This is a genomic window from Methylocaldum sp. MU1018 (genome assembly GCF_053646775.1).
Map to the genome: position 1 here is coordinate 1716252 of NZ_CM132195.1, position 19491 is coordinate 1735742.

Annotated in this window: 16 protein-coding genes; 11 read left to right on the top strand and 5 right to left on the bottom strand. The window is 62.2% G+C overall.

Features of this window, described 5'->3' with window-relative positions; translation table 11 throughout:
- Positions 1 to 246 precede the first annotated feature (246 nt).
- Both ACWJKU_RS08010 and soxC read right to left on the bottom strand, forming a co-directional pair.
- A complete protein-coding gene (locus ACWJKU_RS08010; RefSeq protein ID WP_454145242.1) occupies positions 247 to 801 on the bottom strand; it encodes a c-type cytochrome in 555 nt (184 codons plus the stop codon).
- Positions 794 to 2074 (bottom strand): sulfite dehydrogenase, encoded by a 1281-nt coding sequence (gene soxC, locus ACWJKU_RS08015; RefSeq protein WP_454147489.1) that lies wholly within the window; start codon positions 2072 to 2074, stop codon positions 794 to 796. Before soxC ends, ACWJKU_RS08010 begins: the two co-directional genes overlap by 8 nt.
- 308 nt (positions 2075 to 2382) lie before the next feature.
- On the opposite strand from soxC, the gene ACWJKU_RS08020 reads away from it, so the two are divergent.
- The 11 genes from ACWJKU_RS08020 to lnt all read left to right on the top strand — a co-directional run bounded on the left by ACWJKU_RS08020 (position 2383) and on the right by lnt (position 13874).
- On the top strand, positions 2383 to 3261 hold the full coding sequence (locus ACWJKU_RS08020; RefSeq protein ID WP_454147491.1) for a hypothetical protein: 879 nt from the start codon (positions 2383 to 2385) through the stop codon (positions 3259 to 3261).
- Between the two features lie 53 nt (positions 3262 to 3314).
- Positions 3315 to 4022, top strand: coding sequence for a rhomboid family intramembrane serine protease (locus ACWJKU_RS08025; protein WP_454147493.1), 708 nt, complete (start codon positions 3315 to 3317; stop codon positions 4020 to 4022).
- 3 nt (positions 4023 to 4025) lie between these two features.
- Positions 4026 to 5522, top strand: coding sequence for an FAD-linked oxidase C-terminal domain-containing protein (locus ACWJKU_RS08030; RefSeq protein ID WP_454147495.1), 1497 nt, complete (start codon positions 4026 to 4028; stop codon positions 5520 to 5522).
- Entirely contained in the window at positions 5522 to 6583 is a 1062-nt protein-coding gene (gene glcE / locus ACWJKU_RS08035) for a glycolate oxidase subunit GlcE (RefSeq protein ID WP_454147497.1), read from the top strand. The genes ACWJKU_RS08030 and glcE overlap by 1 nt, the downstream gene beginning before the upstream one ends.
- Positions 6583 to 7788: a glycolate oxidase subunit GlcF gene (glcF, locus tag ACWJKU_RS08040; RefSeq protein ID WP_454147499.1), complete on the top strand. Its 1206-nt coding sequence runs from the start codon at positions 6583 to 6585 to the stop codon at positions 7786 to 7788. Before glcE ends, glcF begins: the two co-directional genes overlap by 1 nt.
- Positions 7789 to 7909: 121 nt before the next feature.
- Positions 7910 to 8446, top strand: coding sequence for a hypothetical protein (locus ACWJKU_RS08045; protein ID WP_454147501.1), 537 nt, complete (start codon positions 7910 to 7912; stop codon positions 8444 to 8446).
- Between the two features lie 241 nt (positions 8447 to 8687).
- A complete protein-coding gene (gene miaB / locus ACWJKU_RS08050) occupies positions 8688 to 10061 on the top strand; it encodes a tRNA (N6-isopentenyl adenosine(37)-C2)-methylthiotransferase MiaB (RefSeq protein ID WP_454147503.1) in 1374 nt (457 codons plus the stop codon).
- A 1-nt stretch (position 10062) separates the two neighbouring features.
- A complete protein-coding gene (locus tag ACWJKU_RS08055) occupies positions 10063 to 11049 on the top strand; it encodes a PhoH family protein (RefSeq protein WP_454147505.1) in 987 nt (328 codons plus the stop codon).
- Positions 11046 to 11501 (top strand): rRNA maturation RNase YbeY, encoded by a 456-nt coding sequence (gene ybeY / locus ACWJKU_RS08060; protein WP_454147507.1) that lies wholly within the window; start codon positions 11046 to 11048, stop codon positions 11499 to 11501. The genes ACWJKU_RS08055 and ybeY overlap by 4 nt, the downstream gene beginning before the upstream one ends.
- Entirely contained in the window at positions 11498 to 12364 is an 867-nt protein-coding gene (locus ACWJKU_RS08065) for an HlyC/CorC family transporter (protein ID WP_454147509.1), read from the top strand. Before ybeY ends, ACWJKU_RS08065 begins: the two co-directional genes overlap by 4 nt.
- A gap of 13 nt (positions 12365 to 12377) precedes the next feature.
- Positions 12378 to 13874: an apolipoprotein N-acyltransferase gene (gene lnt / locus ACWJKU_RS08070; RefSeq protein WP_454147511.1), complete on the top strand. Its 1497-nt coding sequence runs from the start codon at positions 12378 to 12380 to the stop codon at positions 13872 to 13874.
- Between the two features lie 2 nt (positions 13875 to 13876).
- Here the strand turns inward: lnt and ACWJKU_RS08075 are convergent, their stop codons facing one another.
- The 3 genes from ACWJKU_RS08075 to ACWJKU_RS08085 all read right to left on the bottom strand — a co-directional run bounded on the left by ACWJKU_RS08075 (position 13877) and on the right by ACWJKU_RS08085 (position 19480).
- On the bottom strand, positions 13877 to 17788 hold the full coding sequence (locus tag ACWJKU_RS08075; protein ID WP_454147513.1) for an EAL domain-containing protein: 3912 nt from the start codon (positions 17786 to 17788) through the stop codon (positions 13877 to 13879).
- Between the two features lie 87 nt (positions 17789 to 17875).
- Positions 17876 to 18307: a response regulator gene (locus ACWJKU_RS08080; protein ID WP_454147515.1), complete on the bottom strand. Its 432-nt coding sequence runs from the start codon at positions 18305 to 18307 to the stop codon at positions 17876 to 17878.
- 15 nt (positions 18308 to 18322) lie between these two features.
- Positions 18323 to 19480, bottom strand: coding sequence for a PAS domain-containing sensor histidine kinase (locus tag ACWJKU_RS08085; protein WP_454147517.1), 1158 nt, complete (start codon positions 19478 to 19480; stop codon positions 18323 to 18325).
- Between the last annotated feature and the right edge of the window lie 11 nt (positions 19481 to 19491).

Here is a 19491-nt window from a genome sequence, read left to right on the forward strand (position 1 = left end):
TTCAAACGAGCATGCGGCAGCAGGGTTTCCAGGCGCGGGGCGATCATCGGACGGCCCACGGTAAAGTGATATAGGCTCTGAAACTGCGTGCCCCGAAGCCCGAGCAATTCATGTACCGGATCGTCGAAGAAACAGCCGATGTCCGTGCCGCGGACGCCGGCGGCCGGCTTCGAGGTAAAGCGCCCGGCCGATCAGCCCGGTTTCCCGGAGGAGGCGGCGATATACCCACGGACCGAGGCCGCGTTTTCATGGCGATTTTTCTTCGCGCCAAATCCGTACGAAACCCTCGCGATTCGGCATCGCGACCCGAGGCAGCGTGTCGGCGTTCATTTCCGCCCGTTCGCCGATGATGCCGTTGATGTGCAAAAGGTAAGCCGTGGCGGCGTAGACCTGATTTTCGTTCAAGCGGCGGGGAGCGTCGAGCGGCATCGAGCGGCGAATGAAATCGAACAGGGTGGTGGCGTAAGGCCAGTAAGTGCCGATGTTTTTGTCCGGATGGGGACCCGTCAAAGAGCCGCCGCCGGCGAGTTCACCGGCGCTTCCGCCGAGGCCTTTGGGTCCGTGGCAGGATGCGCACGCCGAATCGTAAATGGCTTTGCCTTCGAGAGCGCTGCCCCGACCGGGCGGGAGTCCGCTGCCGTCGGGGAACACTGTGATGTCCTGGCCGGCGATGTCCTCCGGCGTCGCGGGCCGGCCGAGGCGATGACCTTCCGGCGCGGCGGCGAGCGCGGCCGACACGCCGAACAACAGTAGCGCCGGAGCCCATCGCCGCGGCCCGTTTCCGCGGCGGCGGTTACGCATACACATGGCTCACGCTGCCGTCGGCGGCCACGGCCCAACTGACGACGGCGTTGTAGTGGAAATAGCCGTGGCGCCCGCGTTCCGCGATCAGCGCCGCGCGCTCCGGCTGGATATAGCCGGCTTCGTCCGCGGCGCGGCTTTTGAGCACCAGAGGCGAGCCGTCCCAGCGCCAGGGCAGCCGGAAACGGGTGAAGCATTGCGGCAAAACCGGTTCCTGCAGCGCCGCTTCCGCCCAACTGCGTCCGCCGTCGGCCGACACCTCGACGCGCTCGATCCGACCCCGGCCGCTCCAGGCGAGACCGCTGATCTGGTAGAGGCCGGGGCCGCGCAGATGTTCGCCGGGCGAGGGGAAGGTGATGATCGATTTGGCGTCCATGACGAAGGTGAACTGCCGGGCCTTGCCGGACGGCAGCAGTTCCGTGTATTTGGCGGTTTCGTTGCGGGCCATGACCGGCCGGTTCGCCGCCTGCAAGCGGCGTAGCCACTTGACGCTGAGCACCGCCTCCCAGCCCGGCAGGATCAGCCGCAGCGGATAACCGTTTTCCGGGCGCAGCCGCTCGCCGTTCTGATAAAGCGCGAGCATGGCGTCGTCCAGGGCTTTTTCGACGGGAATGCTGACGTTCATGGCGGCGGCGTCGGCGCCTTCGGCGATGAGCCAACGGGCCTCGGGGCGCAGCCCGGCCTCTTCCAGGAGGACGGCGAGCGGAATGCCGGTCCATTCGCTGCACGACGCCAGGCCGTGAAAGTAGCCGACCGGCGTCTGGATGGGCTCCTCGTGCCAGCCGGCATTGCTGTTGCCGCCGCATTCGACGAAGCAGAGGCGGGAAACCATCGGGTAACGCAAGAGGTCTTCGATGCCGAAGGTCAGCGCGCTTTCGACCAAGCCGTGAATCAACAGGCGGTGCCGGTGCGGATCGATCTGCGGCACGCCGTTGTGGTGCCGTTCGAAATGCAGGCCGTTGGGTGTGACGATGCCTTCGAGTTTATGGAGCGGCGTCCAGGAAATGCCGTTGCCGGGCGCGCCGGAATTGGCCGATATCCAGCGTATCGCCGCTTTCTCGTGCGGCGAGGGCCGGCCGTAATTGGTGAAAGGTTCGCCCGGCGATTTCATCCAGGGCGGCGGCTCCTCGGCCGGACTTTGCGATGCGCGCCCGGCGAGCGCGGCGCCGGCGCCCAGCGCCAGACCTTTTTTCAGAAACAGCCGGCGATCCAGCAGGCCGCCGCCGGCCACCGGCTGCAACGTCATCGATTCGCGTATCTCGTCGTCGCTCATCGCAAATCCAGTTCGGGAAAGAAGCGGCTGCCGATCTTACTCCGATTCGCGGCGGCAAAACATCGCGGCCGTTCGGCGCCGCGCTTGTCCGGGCAAAAAGTTATTCGTCTTTCGGGTCAGAATCAGTAAGATTCATGCGAAAAGAGAAATCGACACGCCGCGCGAGCGCAGGACTAGACGGCCCGCTGGCGGAGACGGGAAAAATCTTTGAATAAGAATCAAGAGGATGAGCGAGGCTATGCAGAATAACAAAAATTCGGCCCAGACCGGCCGAAACCCGATCGATGCCGTAAAACGGATGTCCGACGATGCGTGATTTTGCCGCCTTCATCATGCGAAGCCGGCTGCATGCGATCGCCATCGTCGGCTTGTTCGGGATTTTGTCGTTGAAAGCCCTTCCGTTCGCCTTGCTCAGCGCGGCCGCTCTCGGCTTGGCGGCGCTGCGCAAAGGCTGGCCGGACGGCGCGATGGTGGCGGTGGGCGCCGCGGTCGCAGTCGGCGCCGGCTGGTATCTCATGGCGCTTCGGCCCGGATTGAATTTTCCGGTCGTGTTCGCGCTCTGGCTGCCGCTGCTGATCGGTGCGGAAGCTCTGCGGCGCACGGAATCTCAGGGATTGGCCCTGCTCGTGGTGGGATCGACGGCCGCTTTGTTCGTTTTGGGAATGCACTGGATGACCGGCGATGTCGTCGCGTTCTGGCACGCGTGGCTCAATCGGGCCGTCGCCGCCGTACCCGGCGCCACCGTCCAAGGATTCGAGCGGGACGGAACCTTGCGCCTGATGAACGGGTTGATCGCCATGCTTTACGGGATCGCCCTGATGTTCAGCCTGTTGTGCGCCCGTTGGCTGCAATCCCTAGTCTTCAATCCCGGCGGATTCGGCCCCGAATTCCAGCGTCTTCGATTGCCTCGGCTCGCTCTGCCCGCCGCCATCGGCGCGATTTGGGCGGGAGGGGCGGTGAGTCCGATTTTGGTGGCCGATCTCCTTATGGTGGCCGTGATGGTCTATTTCTTTGCGGGGCTCGCGGTGGTGCACGGCCTGGTCGCCATCCGGCGCCTGTTCTGGATTTGGTCGTTGCCGCCGTACCTGGCCTTGATGTTCGTTCCTCAATATGCTTTCGTCGGGCTCGCGCTGGTCGGCGCTTCCGATGCGCTCATCGATTTCCGCGCCCGCGCGCGGGAAAAGTAGGCCGGCGAGAGGCGAATGCGCACCTTCGGCGAATGACTGCTTAGGATAGAGCGATGATTCCTTACCGCGACACCGTTCCCGTCCGGTACACCCCTTGGATGACCTGGTCTCTCATTGCGTTGAATCTGGCCGTTTTCGCTTATACCGAACATCTGTCCGAACGGGACTTGTACTTTTTTCTGAATCTGCACGGCTTGGTCCCGGTCCGGTACATAAACCCCGAGTGGGCGGCCAGGGTGGGTTTTCCCGTCGGCGATTACACGCCGTTCGTGACCAGTATCTTCATTCACGGCAACGCCCTCCATCTCGTTCTCAATCTCTGGCTGCTATGGATATTCGGGGACAACGTCGAGGACCGCATGGGGAGCGTCAGGTTCCTGGCCTTTTATCTGCTCTGCGGTTTGATCGCCGGGGCGGTTCACGTTTATACCAACTCTCATTCCAATATTCCGACAATAGGCGCTTCAGGCGCCATAGCGGGCGTCATGGGCGCGTATTACTTCCTGTTTCCCTATGCTCGCGTAGTGATCTGGATGTTTTTCCTGCCCTGGTTCGTCGAGGTGCCGGCCATCGCCTTTCTCGGCGTCTGGGTGATGATCCAGCTTTACAAGGTCACCGTCGGCCTTACTTCCAGCGAACCTTTCGCCGATGTCGCCTGGTTCGGACATCTCGGCGGCTTCATCGCCGGCATGTTGCTGTACCGTATCTTTTTGCTCGCCGAACGGAAGAATGATACGCATTACAAGCGGCATTCGGCCTGATTCATGACCTATCGCCCTCATCCGTCCGAACGGATTCCGCACCGCGTCGACCGTAACCGTTTTCTCCGCCTCCTGCGCGAACATATCGAGACGGACGGACTGCTGTTCGATGCGGAAGACCTTCGCCCCTACGAATGCGACGGACTTTCCGCCTACCGCGAGTTGCCCTGGATCGTCGTTTTGCCGGAAACGCCGGAGCAGGTGCGGATCGTTCTCAGGCTGTGCCGCGAGCACGGCGTGCCGGTGGTGGCGCGGGGTGCGGGCACCGGACTTTCCGGCGGGGCCTTGCCGGTTTCGAACGGCGTCTTGCTGAGTCTCGCCAAGCTCAACCGGATCATCGAGATCGACCGCGCCAACCGCACCGCCCGGGTTCAGCCGGGCGTCCGCAATCTCGCCATCTCCGAGGCCGCGGCGCCTTACGGGCTTTACTATGCGCCCGATCCGTCCTCGCAGATTGCCTGCACCATCGGCGGCAACGTGGCGGAGAATTCGGGCGGCGTCCACTGTCTCAAGTACGGGCTGACCGTACACAATGTCCTTCAGGTCCGGCTCGTCACCCTGGACGGCGAACTTGTCACGCTGGGCGGGTCGGGGTATGACGGACCCGGTTACGATCTCCTGGCGCTGATCACGGGTTCCGAAGGCTTGCTGGGCGTGATCGTCGAGATCACCGTGAAGCTGCTGCCGATCCCGCCTTGCGCGCGGGTGCTTCTGGCGTCTTTCGACAGCGTCGAAAAGGCGGGCGGGGCGGTGGCCGCCATCATCGGCGCCGGCTTGCTTCCGGCCGGACTCGAAATGATGGACAACATCACCATTCGGGCGGTGGAAGACTTCGTGCACGCGGGCTACCCGGTCGGCGCCGCGGCCATCGTGCTCTGCGAATTCGACGGCATCACCGAGCAGGTCGAAAGCGATCTTCTCAAAGCGAGGGACATTTTCCGTACCCGAGGCGCGACCGAGGTGCGTCAATCGACCAGCGAGGCCGAGCGCAAGCGGTTCTGGGCGGGCCGCAAGGCAGCATTTCCGGCGGCGGGGCGGGTTTCTCCCGATTATTACTGCATGGACGGCACGATTCCGCGCAAGCGCCTGGCCGAGGTACTGCGTCGGATCGCCGAGCTTTCGGCGCAATACGGGCTGGTGGTGGGCAATGTGTTTCATGCCGGGGACGGCAATCTGCACCCGCTCATTCTGTATGACGCGAACAATCCCGGGGAGTTGGAGCGGGTCGAAGAGTTGGGCGGAAAAATCCTGGAAGTCTGCGTCGAGGTCGGCGGGACCATTACCGGCGAACACGGAGTCGGAATCGAAAAGATCGATCAGATGTGCATCCAGTTCAAGGCGCCGGAGTTGGCGCAATTTCATGCCGTCAAGGCGGCTTTCGATCCCGCCGGGCTGCTCAACCCCGGAAAAGCCGTTCCGACGCTGCATCGGTGCGCCGAATTCGGCGCGATGCACGTTCATCGCGGGCGGATAGCCCATCCCGACCTGGAACGTTTCTGATGGATGCCGATCTCGGCGAGAGCCTTCGTCAAGCCGTTTTGGATGCGTCGATTTCCGGAACGCCGCTCCGAATCGCCGGCAGCGGAAGCAAAGACTTTTACGGCAGGGAAACCTCCGGCCGCCTGCTGGAAACGGCCGGGCATGCCGGCATCCTCCGTTTTGAACCGACCGAACTGGTGCTGACCGCGCGCTGCGGCACGCCGCTGTTCGAAATCGAAGCCGTTCTGGCCGAATACGGCCAGATGCTGCCTTTCGAGCCGCCTCATTTCGGCGAGGGCGCGACGCTGGGCGGCGCGTTGGCCTGCGGATTTTCCGGGCCGCGGCGTCCGTTTGCGGGATCGGCGCGCGATTGCATGCTCGGTTGCAGGATTTTGAACGGCAACGGCGAAATCCTTTCGTTCGGCGGCGAGGTCATGAAAAACGTCGCCGGTTTCGACGTCTCCAGGCTCATGGTCGGCGCGATGGGTACTCTGGGGATAATCTTGGAAGCGTCGCTCAAAGTCTTGCCCGAACCCGAGCGCGAGCTGACCGTGTGCTTTGAACACAGCGTCGAGGACGCCTTGAACGCCATGAATCGGTGGTGTTCCGAGCCCTGGCCGCTGTCCGGGCTGGCCTACGACGGCAGCCGTATCCATGCCCGCCTCTCGGGTTCGGATCGGGCCGTCGATGCCGCGTACCGAAAGTTCGGCGGCGAGGTTTCGGCCGAAGGCGATGCTTTTTGGCGAGACTTGCGCGAGCAGCGCCATGCATTCTTTCGCGGCGGCGGCGATCTCTGGCGGATGTCCCTGGCGCCGGCCGCGCCGGTCCCGGATTTGCCGGGCGAATGGTTCTGCGATTGGGGCGGCGCGCTGCGCTGGCTGAAGACCGAGGCGCCTGCCGAGACCGTGTTCCGGACGGCTCGGGCGGCCGGAGGGCATGCGACCCGGTTTCGGGGACATCGCGGCGACGGGCGAGTATTCCAGCCGCTGCCGGACGGTTTGAAATCTCTTCATGCGAATCTGAAGCGGGCATTCGACCCCAAAGGCTTATTCAACCGCGGCCGGCTGTACGAGGACCTGTGATGCAAACGAAGTTGGCCGATTTCGTCAAAGACACGCTCGAAGGGCGGGAAGCGGACGCCATTCTCAGAAGTTGCGTGCATTGCGGATTCTGTACCGCCGTCTGTCCCACCTATCAGCTCTTGGGGGATGAACTGGACGGCCCGCGCGGCCGCATTTATCTGCTGAAACAGATGCTGGAAGGGCAGAAGGTCACGGCGAAGACGCAAGCGCACCTGGACCGCTGCCTGACCTGCCGGGCTTGCGAAACGGCTTGTCCGTCGGGCGTGCGATACGGCAGATTGGCCGACATCGGCCGGGACATTCTGGAAAAGAAGGTCCGGCGTTCCTGGCTGCAACGGATTCAGCGGTTCGTTTTGCGCAAACTGATACCCTATCCGGAACGATTCGGCCCGCTCCTGAAACTTGCGCGGCTGGCGCGGCCGATGCTGCCGGCGGCCTTGCGCGCCAAGATACCGCCCAAATCTCCGACTCCGCCGTGGCCGCCCGCGAGGCATGCCCGCCGGATGCTGATTCCGCAAGGTTGCGTGCAACCCTCGATGGTGCCGGCTATCGATGCCGCCGCCGCGAACATCCTGGACCGGCTCGGCATCAGCGCGATTCGCGTCGAGGGCAGCGGTTGCTGCGGCGCCCTGAGCCATCATCTTGCGGCGCGCGAGGAAGGCACGGCATTCATGCGGCGCAACATCGACGCCTGGTGGCCCCACATCGAGCAGGGGGCGGAGGCGATCGTCGGCACCGCCAGCGCTTGCGGTCTGATGGTCAAGGAATACGTCGACGTGCTGAAGCACGATCCGCTCTACGCCGCAAAAGCCCGGCGAGTTTCCATGCTGGCCAAGGATATCGGCGAGATCCTGGCCGAGGAAGATTTATCGCCGCTGCGGAGATCGAATGACCGCAGGATTGCATTTCATTCCCCCTGCACGCTCCAGCACGGCCAAAAATTGAACGGGACGGTCGAAAGCGTTCTGTCCAAGCTCGGATTCGAACTGACCCCCATTGCGCAGTCCCATCTTTGCTGCGGTTCCGCCGGAACCTACTCGTTGCTGCAACCGGATCTTTCCCGAAAACTTCTGGCCGACAAAATCCGGGCGCTTGAAAAAGGCGGACCGGAATGCATCGTGACCGCCAATATCGGCTGTTGGGCGCACCTGCGTTCCAAGGCCGACGTGCCGGTTCTCCACTGGATCGAGCTGCTTCGGTTTTGATCCGGCGCGCCGGGCTCTTGACAATAAATTCGGACGAGTGCTAAATCATGATCGACATTTGGAAATTAATTATTTCCTGAATGTTATCTAATTATGTCGATCAGTGATCAGGAGAACAGTCATGAAGCGTATGTACTATCTCACCAGCAATCTCGACAGCACTGAGCGGATATCCAACGACATGCACCAGGCCGGGATTAGCGACTGGCATTTTCACGTCATCAGCAAGGATGAGGCGGGGCTTTATCGACGCCATATCCACGCCGCCAACCTCATTCACAAACATGACGTGATCCGGTCCGGTGAGCGCGGAGCGGCGATAGGATTCTTGATCGCACTGCTCGCCACGGGGTATGTGGTGGCCACCGAGCCCTTCGGAGCGAACACCAGCGGCTTGACCTATGCGGCGATCTTCGGCTTCATCACGCTTTTCGGCGCCTGGGTCGGCGGATTGCGCGGCCTGGCGACGGAAAATCACGCCATCGCCCAATACCACGACGATATCGATGCCGGAAAGTACCTGATCATGATAGACGTGCGCCGCAACCAGGAAGAAAGCGTCCGGACGCTGATGGCCGAAAAACATCCGGAGGCCCGTTTGGTGCGGGTAGGGTCCACTCTCGTCAATCCGTTCACGCTCGCCAGAACGCCTGCTTGAAGCCGGAATCTTCCGGTTCCCGCCACACGGCGGCAACGGCGGCATTTGATCAGAACACCTTCCAGCCACCGCTCCGTTCACGGAGGAGAGGCGATCGCCGGCCTCCATCCGCTGGCGGGTTCTCGTTCGGCGGATGAAGCCGGGCACGGATTGAAACCCGATAGCGACAAGGTCTAATCGAACAGACGATTGGTGGCCAAATTTGGTAAAATTTGGCCACCAACTCGTTTTTCTGCTGAGAATGACCCAGAAACTTTTCATTGAAACCATCGGTTGCCAAATGAACGAGTACGATTCCGCCAAGATGCGCGACGTACTCCGCGCCTCCCATGGATTCGAACTCACCGGCGATCCCGAAGAAGCCGACGTCTTGCTGCTGAACACCTGTTCGGTTCGGGAAAAGGCGCAAGAAAAGGTTTTTTCGGAATTGGGACGCTGGCGTCCGCTCAAGGATAAAAGACCGGGAGTCGTGATCGGCGTCGGCGGTTGCGTCGCCAGCCAGGAAGGGGAGGCTCTACAGCGGCGAGCGCCCTATGTCGATATGATCTTCGGCCCGCAGACCCTGCATCGCTTGCCGGAATTGCTGAACAAAGTGCGGACCGAGAAGGCGCCCGCCGTCGACGTATCGTTCCCGGAAATCGAAAAGTTCGACGCGCTTCCCGAACCGCGCGCGGAAGGGCCCAAGGCTTACGTCTCGATCATGGAAGGGTGCAGTAAATATTGCACGTTTTGTGTCGTACCTTACACCCGGGGAGAAGAGATCAGCCGTCCTTTGGACGACGTGATCGCGGAAATCGTCGCCCTGGCGGATCAGGGCGTGCGCGAGGTCGTGCTGCTCGGGCAGAACGTCAATGCGTACCGGGGCGCGATGGCAGGCGGCGAGATCGCCGATTTCGCGCTACTGTTGAATTACGTGTCGGCCATCGACGGCATCGAGCGGATTCGGTTCACCACGTCTCATCCGGTGGAATTCACCGACAGTCTGATCGAAGCCTATGCGGAGATTCCGAAACTGGTGAACCATTTGCATCTCCCCGTGCAAAGCGGCAGCAATCGTATCCTGGGCCTGATGAAACGCGGCCATACCCGGGAGGAGTACATCGACAAGATGCAGCGGCTCCGGCAGGTCAGACCCAACCTCAGCCTGTCCTCGGATTTCATCGTGGGATTTCCGGGCGAAACCGAACACGACTTCGAGGAGACCATGGATATGATCGAAACCCTGGGTTTCGACCATTCCTACAGTTTCGTCTACAGTCCTCGCCCCGGCACGCCGGCCGCCGAAATGAAAGACGACGTGCCGATCGCGGTGAAAAGGGAACGCCTGGCCCGGTTGCAGGCGAGAATCAACGCGTTGTCGGCGGAAATTTCCCGTAACATGGTCAATTCCGTGCAGCGTATACTGGTCGAGGGTTTTTCGAGAAAGGATTACGCTCAACTGAGCGGGCGCACCGAGAACAACCGGGTCGTCAATTTTTCGGGCCCGTCCGAACTCATCGGGCAGTTTCTGGATGTCTTGATCGTCGAAGCGCTGCCCAATTCGCTCCGGGGCAGATACGTAAATACCTCGGCTCCCGATTTTTCAATACCCGAGACTAGCGGTCTCATCGCATAACTTGCTTAATCATCTGAACTCCTTACACCTTACCCTGGAACCCGCCGATAACGAGCGGCTGGCCAGCCTGTGCGGCCAATTCGACGAACATCTGCGCCAGATCGAAAGACGGCTGGGCGTGGAAATCGCCAACCGCGGCAATCAGTTCGAAATCATAGGCTCCGGCAAGCCGGTGCAGGCGGCGTACAAAGTTCTTCAGAGCTTGTTCGACGCGACCTCGCGCGAGGTGATGACTCCCGAGCGCGTCCATTTATCGCTACAGGACGCCAACATAGCCGACATGCTGGAAAACACCGCCGACGAGGTCGAATCGCTCTCGATACGCACCAAACGCGGCGCGATAAGGCCGCGGGGCGCCAATCAGCAACGCTACCTCAAGAGCATCCAGAGCCACGACATCAACTTCGGGGTCGGCCCGGCGGGGACCGGCAAGACCTACCTGGCCGTGGCTTGTGCGGTCGCCGCCCTGGAAAGGGACGAAGTCAGGCGCCTGATTCTCGCGCGCCCGGCGGTCGAGGCCGGCGAGAAGCTGGGCTTCCTGCCCGGCGACATGGCGCAAAAGGTCGATCCTTATTTGCGGCCGCTCTATGACGCCCTGTACGAGATGCTGGGCTTCGAGCGGGTGGCCAAGCTCATCGAGCGCAACGTGATCGAGGTCGCTCCTCTCGCCTTCATGCGCGGTCGCACCCTGAACGAATCCTTCATCATCCTGGACGAAGCGCAGAACACCACCGTCGAGCAGATCAAGATGTTTCTGACCCGGGTGGGTTTCGGCTCCAAGGCCGTGATCACCGGCGACATCACCCAGATCGATCTTCCGCGCAACAAGGAATCGGGACTCAGGCACGTACTGGAAGTCTTGCGCGACGTCGAAGGCATCAGTTTCACCTTTTTCACGTCTCAGGACGTCGTGCGCCATCCCCTGGTGCAGCGGATCGTCGCCGCTTACGAGGCTTACGAGCGGGCGCATGTGACGGATCGGCAATGATCCATGTCGAGATTCAGCACGCCACGGAGCGGCAGGGGATCCCGGAGGACGAAAAATTTCCGCAGTGGGCGAGCGCCGCCGTGAAACGGGACCGGGCCGAGCTAGTCATACGGATTGTGGACGAGACGGAAAGCGCCGAATTGAACGAGCACTACCGGCACAAGGCCGGGCCGACCAATGTCCTCAGTTTCCCCTTTGAAGTGCCGAAAGGCATTCCCAACGATCTGCTGGGCGATCTCGTGATCTGCGCCGCCGTCGTCGAGCGCGAAGCGCGCGAGCAAGGCAAAAATCCGGAAGCGCACTGGGCCCACATGGTGGTGCACGGCGTGCTGCACCTTCAAGGCTACGATCATATCTCGGAAAGCGACGCCGCCGTCATGGAGGCCGAAGAGATCGCTATTCTCGATCGTCTAGGATTTCCCAATCCCTACGAGGAGACCATGCCGTCATGAACGAGGAGCAAACGGGCGAGCATCGAAGTTGGCTCGAACGACTCGGCCTTTTCTTCGCCGGCGAACCCGAGGACCGCGAGGATTTGCTGGAATTGTTGCGCGCCGCGCAGAAACGGAACCTGATCGAAGCGGAAGCGCTTTCGATGATCGAGGGCGTCATGCAGGTCTCGGAACTCAAAGTCCGTGACATCATGATTCCCCGGGCCCAGATGGTGGCGGTTTCGCAGGATGCGGAACTGGAATCGGTATTCCCGCTGGTGGCCGAATCGGCCCACTCGCGTTATCCCGTCATCGGGGAAGACCGTACCGAAGTGGTCGGCGTTCTCCTGGTGAAAGACCTCTTCATTCACAGCCTCAAGGACAAAACCCGGCGAGTGAGGGAAATCATGCGGCCCGCCCAATTCGTTCCGGAGAGCAAACGGCTCAACATACTGCTCAAGGAATTCCGCTCGACCCGCAGCCACATGGCGATCGTGGTGGACGAATACGGCGCCGCGGCGGGGCTGGTGACGATCGAGGACGTCTTGGAGCAAATCGTCGGAGAAATCGAGGACGAGCACGACTTCGGCGAAGAAGAATACATTTTCAGGAAAAACGATCGCGAATATACGTTGAAAGCGCTGACGCCGATCGACGAGTTCAACGATTATTTCTATGTCGACTTCAACGACGACGAATTCGATACCATAGGCGGCCTGATCGTTCATCATCTGGGCCATGTGCCCAAGCGCGGCGAGAAAGTGGAGATCGATCACTTCCGCTTCGTCGTGCTTCGGGCCGACAGCCGCCGCGTACACCTGCTCAAGCTGATCCTTCTGCCGCAGCCCGAAAGCCAATCCGGAGCCGGCGCTCACGCGGATTGATACGATTCCGACCGTGTTTTACGACATTCTGGCTTTGCTCGGCGGCTTATTGTTGCCGCTGGCGTTCGCGCCTTTCGACCATCCCGTTCTTGCCGTCGTCGGCTTGCTTTTCCTGTTTGCCGGCTGGGCGGACGCCTCGCCGCGCCGAGCGTTCCTGCGCGGTTATCTGTTCGGTTTGGGGCAGTTCGGGCTCGGCGTTTCCTGGGTTTACGTCAGCATGCACGATTACGGCGGTGCGAGCCTCATCGAGGCGGCCGCGCTGACCGCCCTGTTTGCGGGCTTTCTGGCGCTTTATCCGGCGCTGGCGGGCTGGCTTTCGGCCCGTTTTTTCTCTGCCGGCCGGTTGTATGGCGCGCTGCTCGTTTTCCCGGCCGTCTGGGTCTTGGCGGAATGGTTCCGCGGCTGGTTCCTGACCGGATTTCCGTGGTTGCAAGTCGGCTACAGTCAAATCGACACGCCCTTGGCCGCCTACGGACCCGTTCTCGGCGTGTACGGCATCGGCTGGGTGGTGGCCTTCGTGTCCGGGGGAATCCTGGCGGCGTTTCGTTCGGCCCGCAACACGCGGATCGTCGTCGCCATCGCGATCGTCGCGGCGCTCGGCCTGGGCCGGGCGTTGAGCGGGGTTTCCTGGACCCGACCGGCCGGCGAGCCGTTCAAGGTGGCCCTGCTTCAGGGAAACGTCCCTCAGGACATGAAATGGCAGCCGGAATTCCAGCGGGAAACGCTGCAAATGTATACCGCGATGACTCGGGAATCGTGGGATTCGCGGCTGATCGTCTGGCCCGAGACCGCCGTCCCGGCCTTTTATCATCAGGTCAAGGACACCTTTCTGGCCGATCTCGACGCCGAAGCGAAAGCCCGGGGCACGGACCTCCTGATCGGCGTACCGTTTTACGATCAAGCCCAGGATCGGTATTTCAATGCGCTCGTCGCGCTGGGACAGTCGCCGGGAGTCTATTTCAAACGGCATCTGGTGCCTTTCGGGGAATATCTGCCGTTGCGTCCGGTGCTGGGTTTCATGCTGGATGTCCTGGAAATTCCGCTGTCCGACTTCGCCAGCGGGAACGGCGAGCAAAAGGCGCTGGTGGCCGCGGGCCATCCGCTGGCGGCTTCGATCTGCTACGAAGACATCTTCGGCCAGGAATCGCTGGCCGATTTGCCGCAGGCCGCCTATCTGGTGAACGTCACGAACGACGCCTGGTTCGGCGACTCGATCGCGCCCCATCAGCATGTGCAAATGGCCAGAATGAGAGCGCTCGAAACCGGACGCTACATGCTGCGCGCCACCAACACCGGAGTGACGGCGATCATTTCGCCCAAGGGTGAAATCGCCGTTGCGGCGCCTTTGTTCCGGCAAGCGCGGGCCACCGGGACGATCACGCCCTATGCCGGCAGTACGCCGTACGCGCGCTGGGGAGACCGGCCGGTCGTCATCCTTCTCGGCGCGGGACTGGGGCTCGCGGCCCGGCGCCGTCGGCGCTCGGAAACCGCTTCGAACGGCGCGCTTTGAGATTAAGCCGCTATCGACGGCAGCGGCAGCCGGCGGTTCTCGCGCAGCAGGCGGCCGAATTGTTCGGCCGTGACCGGGCGGCTCGAATAATAGCCTTGCATGTCGTCGCACCGGTGCCGGCATAGGAAAGTCAACTGTTCCAGGGTTTCGACGCCCTCCGCGATGACCTTGAGCCCGAGGGTGTGGCCCAGCGAGATGACGGTTTGCACGATGACGGCGTCATTGGCGTCGGTCGCGATGTCCCGGACGAAGGATTGGTCGATCTTCAGCCGGTCGAACGGAAACCGCTTGAGATAGCTCAGGCTGGAATAGCCCGTGCCGAAATCGTCCACCGACAGCTTCACGCCCAGTTGTTTCAATTCCTCCAAGATCGGAATGAAACGCTCGGGATCGTGCATGACCATGGTTTCGGTCAGTTCCAGTTCCAGATAGCGGCCTTCCAGCCCGGTCTCCCGCAGCGTTTCGGCGACCAAATTGACCAGATTTCCCCGTTTCAGTTGTCTGGCCGACAGATTGACGGCCACATCGAACGAGGACAGCCCCGCCTCCTGCCACGCCTTGCTTTGCGAACACGCGGTTTTCAAGGCCCAAGAGCCGATCGCATGGATCAAGCCGGTCTCCTCGGCCATCGGGATGAAACGGGAGGGCAAAATCAGTCCCAAGTCCGGATGCCGCCATCGGATCAGCGCTTCCGAGCCGATGATTTTCCCGCCGGTAAGCTCGATCTTGGGCTGATAAAAAAGCTCGAACTGCCGCTGTTCCAACGCCCGCCGCAAGGCGCTTTCCATCTTGATGCGCTCGATGGCGCGCTGGCTCATTTCGCGCGCGTAGAAACGGAAACCGCTGCCGCCTTCCTCCTTGATGCGGTACATGGCCGTATCCGCATGCTTGAGCAGCGTATCCATGTCTTCGCCGTCGGCCGGATAAACGCTCGCCCCGATGCTGCCGCTCATGAACAGTTCGCGCCCCTCGATCACGAAAGGCCGGGCGAGCGCCCGCAGAATCTTGATCGCCACCCGTTCGATATCTTCCACTCTGTCGAGATCGGAGAGCAGGATGAGAAATTCATCGCCGCCTTGCCGGGCCACCGTGTCGCCTTCGCGGACCGAGGACTGGAGGCGTTCGGCGACGGCTTGCAGCAGAGCGTCGCCCAAAGCGTGGCCAAAGCTGTCGTTGACGTCCTTGAAACGATCCAGATCGAGAAAAAGCAGGGCCAGCAGCCGCTCGGTGCGCCTGGCGTGGGCCAGCGCCTGGGACAGGCGATCGGAGAGCAGGGTGCGGTTCGGGAGGCGGGTTAGTGCGTCGTGGGTCGCCAGATATTCGATGCTGGCCTCGTATTGCTTCCGTTCGGTGATGTCGCTGGCGACGCCGTCGAGCCGCAAGGGATTTCCGGCTTCGTCGTAAATGACCTTGACCCGGTCTTCCAGCCAGCGGATTTCGCCGTCCGGGCGCCGAATACGGTATTCCGTGGTCAACACGCCTTTTTCCAAAAGCTCGCTCAGGGTGTTTTGCATCCGCGCGCGATCGTCCGGATGGACGCTTTGCAGCCAGATGTCCTTGTTTCCCATGAAATCGGCGGCGGGCCGTCCCCAGACTTTTTCCGCCGCGGCGTTGACGTACAGTGTCTCGCCGGTCGTCGGCGAGAGGGACCAGACGATATTGTCTATCGAACCGAGGATACTGCTCATTTTTTCTTCGGAAATCCTGAGTTCTTCCTCGGTGCGCTTGCGCTCCACGAACAGCCCGATCTGGTTGCCGACCGCGGTGAACATGTTCATCAAATCTTCCTTGGGCTTGCGGATTTCCCGGCTGAAAAATCCGATGGCTCCGAGTACCCGGCCCTCGAATCGTATGGGAAAACCGAACGCGGCGCGCAGTCCGGCATGGCTGGCGAGCGAGGCTCGCAAAAAATTGGGATCGCGCGAGAGATCGGCAACCCATACGGACTTTTGCGACTGCCAGATGCGTCCCGGCAGTCCTACGCCGGGGGCAAACGCCATCGAGCGGGTGATCGCCTCGAATGCCTCGGTGTCGGTTCCTTCCCGGCGCCAGAGGCCCGCGCAGCGCGCTATCTTGGCGGCGTCGTCCACCACCCAGAGCTCACCCACATCTACGTCCCAGTTCAGCGTTTCGCAGATGACTCGTAGGATCTTCGGGCTCGCCTCCGCTACGCTCGCCGACTCGGCCAGGATCCGGGCCACTTCGTATTGCGTCGTCAGACGCCGTTCCGCCCGGTCGCGCGCCGCCTGGGTGCGAAGATGGGCTACGCCGTACGCGATATCGTCCGCTAGCTCTTCCATCAGCACCAGTTCGTCGTGCCCGAACGCGCCCGGCGCATTGTCGTAGATGCTCAAGGCTCCGAAAACGTACGCGCCGATCTTGAGGGGCAGGACGATAATGGAACGATACCCTTGCGAGAGAACGTGTTCCCGCCACACCGGCCATTCGCTGACGATCGCCAAATCCGGCACGACGACGGTTCTCCCGCTGCGGGTCGCCCGGCCCGCGGGCGTGCTCCAGTGTTCCGTATCCATCTTGGTGAGCCGCCATTCCTTGAGACAGCCGGCTTCGGAACCGGCATGGGCGACCGGCGCCAGCGTCCGGTACTCGTCGTCCCGGAGCGTCCCGATCCAGGCCAAGGGGTAATTGCCCGTGTTGACCATGGTCCGGCACATCTGATCGAACAGCTCATGTTCGTCGGTGGCATGAATCAAGACATGGTTGCATTCGGCCATCACGGCGCGCGCGCGCAGGACCTTGCGCGCCGCCTCCTGGGCCTGCTTGCGTTCGGCGATTTCCAGATGCAGGGCCACGGCGCGCCGCTGGAGTTCATCGTAGAACCCGAGGTTTTCGTAGGCGGTCGCCACCTGGGCCGTTACCGTGGCGGCGATGTCCTCGTCGATCTCGTCGAATTCCGTCGCACCGAGCTTATTGGCGAGATAAACCCAGCCATAGATCCGGCTCGACGATGCGATCGGCAGGCCCAGGAAGGCATGAATCGGTGGGTGTTCGGCCGGCAAGCCCAAGGTTTTCGGATCGCCGTCCAACCCGGAGAGACGCTGGGGGCGGCGCTCCGCGAGCAGACGCGCCAGGATTCCGGTCCGAGGCGAGAACGACTCCGGCGGCAGCGAGGCCCGATCTTCGAAGCCCCGCGTGTAGATCCGGCTCGGACGTTCTCCATTTTCATCCAGCAGGCCGACCACGGCATAGCGGGCGGTGCAGACGTCGCGGGCCGCGCGGCAAAAGGTCTCGAGCAGCCGCTCCGGGTCGCGGAGCGAAGCCAGTTCCAGCCCCAGTTCGATGAGCGTGGCGAGCCTGAGACTGATTTCCTGCAAACGGTTCAAGGACAGCGAGAGCCGCGCCGTAATGTCGCGCAATCGGTCGCGTTCGCCGACGGCGGACGGTCCGGATTCGACGATCCGGGTTATCAACCGGCGTACGGTTTCGATGTCGGAGAAGTAACCGGTGAGCTGGCCGGCCAGATCGCCGAGCGGCTCGGCTTCGCGCCGGCCGGCGGCGGCCGGCACGCGGCCGGCTTCGATGGCGGGCAGCCCGAGCACGCTTTGCACGACATCGAGAATCTCCTCGGGCGATGAGGGCTTGGCCAGAACGGCGGACACGCCGCAGGATTCCGCCAGGGCGCGCGCTTCGGGGGCGCGGTAGGTAGCCGTATAAAATATGACGCGGGTGGCGGCGAGCGCCGGCTCCGCACGGAGGCGGTTCACCAGTTCGTAGCCGTCGATGACCGGCATCAGGATGTCGGTGATGACCAGATCGGGACGCTCGGCCCGGATGGTCGCCAGGGCCTCCGCACCGTCCGAAGCTTCGAGCAGGCGGTGGCCGCCGTAACCGAGCAGCGTCACCAGAAACTCGCGATTGAGAGGGCGGTCGTCAACGATCAGAATTTTCGCCATGTTCGGCTCCGTTCAGACAACGCTTGATTTCTTTCAGCAAGGTCTGCGGTTCGGTGAGATTTAAGATAAATCGGTTGACGTTCCGGCTCAATGCGAGTTCCCGCGTCTCGGCGGCGGTGAGTCCGATCGGCGCGGACGGGCGGAACGCGGCTCTTCGCGCGAGAAGCTTTCCACGCGCTCGACGAAAGACTCCGGGTCGATGGGTTTGGCAATATAACCGTCGAATCCGGCGGCGAGCACGTTTTCGCGGTCGCCCGTCATGGCGAGGGCGGTGACCGCCACCACCGGAATGGCGCGGAGATCGGCGCGGCGTTTGAGTTCCCGAATCACGCCGTAGCCGTCCAATCCGGGCAAATCGATGTCGCAAACGACCAGATCGGGCCGCTCGCGGTAGGCGGTCGTGAGGCCGGTTTCGCCGTCGCGGGCGGTCAGCGCCGCATGGCCATGAGCTTCGAGCAGATAGACCATCAGCTCCATGCTGTCGGGGTCGTCTTCGATGACGAGTATGCGTGCCGGCATGTCGGGCAGCCCTTTTTATTTCACCGGCAGGGTCAGGGTAAAGGCGCTGCCGACGCCGTATTCGCTGCGGACCGCGATGTCCCCGCCGAGCAGCGCGGCCAGCTTGCGGCAGAGATACAAGCCCAGCCCCGTGCCTTCGAGGCGGCGGGCCGTAGCGGCGTCCGCGCGGGTGAACGCCTGAAACAGCTTGGCCTGGTCTTCCCGTTTGATGCCGATGCCGGTGTCGCGCACGCAGACCTCGATCACGGCGTTGCCGTTTTCCCGTCGCCGCTTCAATTCGATCGACACCGAACCCTGCGGCGTGAATTTGACGGCGTTGTGGGCAAGATTGGTGACGATTTGGATGAAGGCGCGCCGGTCGGTTTCCATCACAATGTCTTCGGGAGGCAGATCGATCTCGAACCGGAGTCCCTTCTGTTCCGCCATCGGGCGCAGCGTTTCGGCGACCTCTCGGATGGCGTCCTGGCACACGAAGGATTCCGGCTTGGCTTCGGCCGTGCCCGATTCGATCTTGGCGAGATCGAGCAGATCGTTGATCAGCGACAGAAGATGCCTGGCGCTGGTCTGAACGATCTTGAGCTGCTTTTCCTGAGCGGCGGTGAGCGGGCCCGGCAGCTTCATCAGCAAGGTGCCGGTGAAGCCGATGATGGCGTTGAGCGGCGTGCGCAGCTCATGGGACATGCCGGCCAAAAAATGGTCCTTGGCCCGATTGGCTTTCTCCAGTTCGAGATTCCTGTCGCGCAGGAGCTGCTCGAAACGCTTGCGGTCGGTGATATCGCGGACCGCGGCGATCGCGAGCACGCCCTCATCCGTTTCGAGCGGGCCGAGGCTGATTTCGACCGGAAACTCGGAACCGTCCTTGCGCAAGCCGTAAAGGTCGAGTCCTGGGCCCATCGGCCGCGTTCGGGGGGCATCGAAATAGCGACTGCGATGCTCAAGATGCCGGTGCCGGAAGCGTTCCGGCACCAGGACGTCGACGCTGCGGCCCAGGAGTTCGCTTCGGTCGTAGCCGAACAGTTTCTCGGTTTGCAAATTGACGAGCACGATCCGTCCGTCCCGGTCGACGACGACCATCGCGTCCGGCGCCGATTCCAGCAGCCCTCGGAATTTCGATGGCTTGTCGCAGTCGACCGGCGAAGTCATGGCGCTCGAACCGCTCGCTTGTACCGTCAAATCGGACCTCC

Excerpts from the sequence above, each read along its gene's own strand:
- ACWJKU_RS08010 (WP_454145242.1), bottom strand. The coding sequence starts at position 801 with ATGCGTAACCGCCGCCGCGGAAACGGGCCGCGGCGATGGGCTCCGGCG.
- soxC (WP_454147489.1), bottom strand. The coding sequence starts at position 2,074 with ATGAGCGACGACGAGATACGCGAATCGATGACGTTGCAGCCGGTGGCC.
- ACWJKU_RS08020 (WP_454147491.1), top strand. The coding sequence starts at position 2,383 with ATGCGTGATTTTGCCGCCTTCATCATGCGAAGCCGGCTGCATGCGATC.
- ACWJKU_RS08025 (WP_454147493.1), top strand. The coding sequence starts at position 3,315 with ATGATTCCTTACCGCGACACCGTTCCCGTCCGGTACACCCCTTGGATG.
- ACWJKU_RS08030 (WP_454147495.1), top strand. The coding sequence starts at position 4,026 with ATGACCTATCGCCCTCATCCGTCCGAACGGATTCCGCACCGCGTCGAC.
- glcE (WP_454147497.1), top strand. The coding sequence starts at position 5,522 with ATGGATGCCGATCTCGGCGAGAGCCTTCGTCAAGCCGTTTTGGATGCG.
- glcF (WP_454147499.1), top strand. The coding sequence starts at position 6,583 with ATGCAAACGAAGTTGGCCGATTTCGTCAAAGACACGCTCGAAGGGCGG.
- ACWJKU_RS08045 (WP_454147501.1), top strand. The coding sequence starts at position 7,910 with ATGAAGCGTATGTACTATCTCACCAGCAATCTCGACAGCACTGAGCGG.
- miaB (WP_454147503.1), top strand. The coding sequence starts at position 8,688 with ATGACCCAGAAACTTTTCATTGAAACCATCGGTTGCCAAATGAACGAG.
- ybeY (WP_454147507.1), top strand. The coding sequence starts at position 11,046 with ATGATCCATGTCGAGATTCAGCACGCCACGGAGCGGCAGGGGATCCCG.
- ACWJKU_RS08065 (WP_454147509.1), top strand. The coding sequence starts at position 11,498 with ATGAACGAGGAGCAAACGGGCGAGCATCGAAGTTGGCTCGAACGACTC.
- ACWJKU_RS08075 (WP_454147513.1), bottom strand. The coding sequence starts at position 17,788 with ATGGCGAAAATTCTGATCGTTGACGACCGCCCTCTCAATCGCGAGTTT.
- ACWJKU_RS08080 (WP_454147515.1), bottom strand. The coding sequence starts at position 18,307 with ATGCCGGCACGCATACTCGTCATCGAAGACGACCCCGACAGCATGGAG.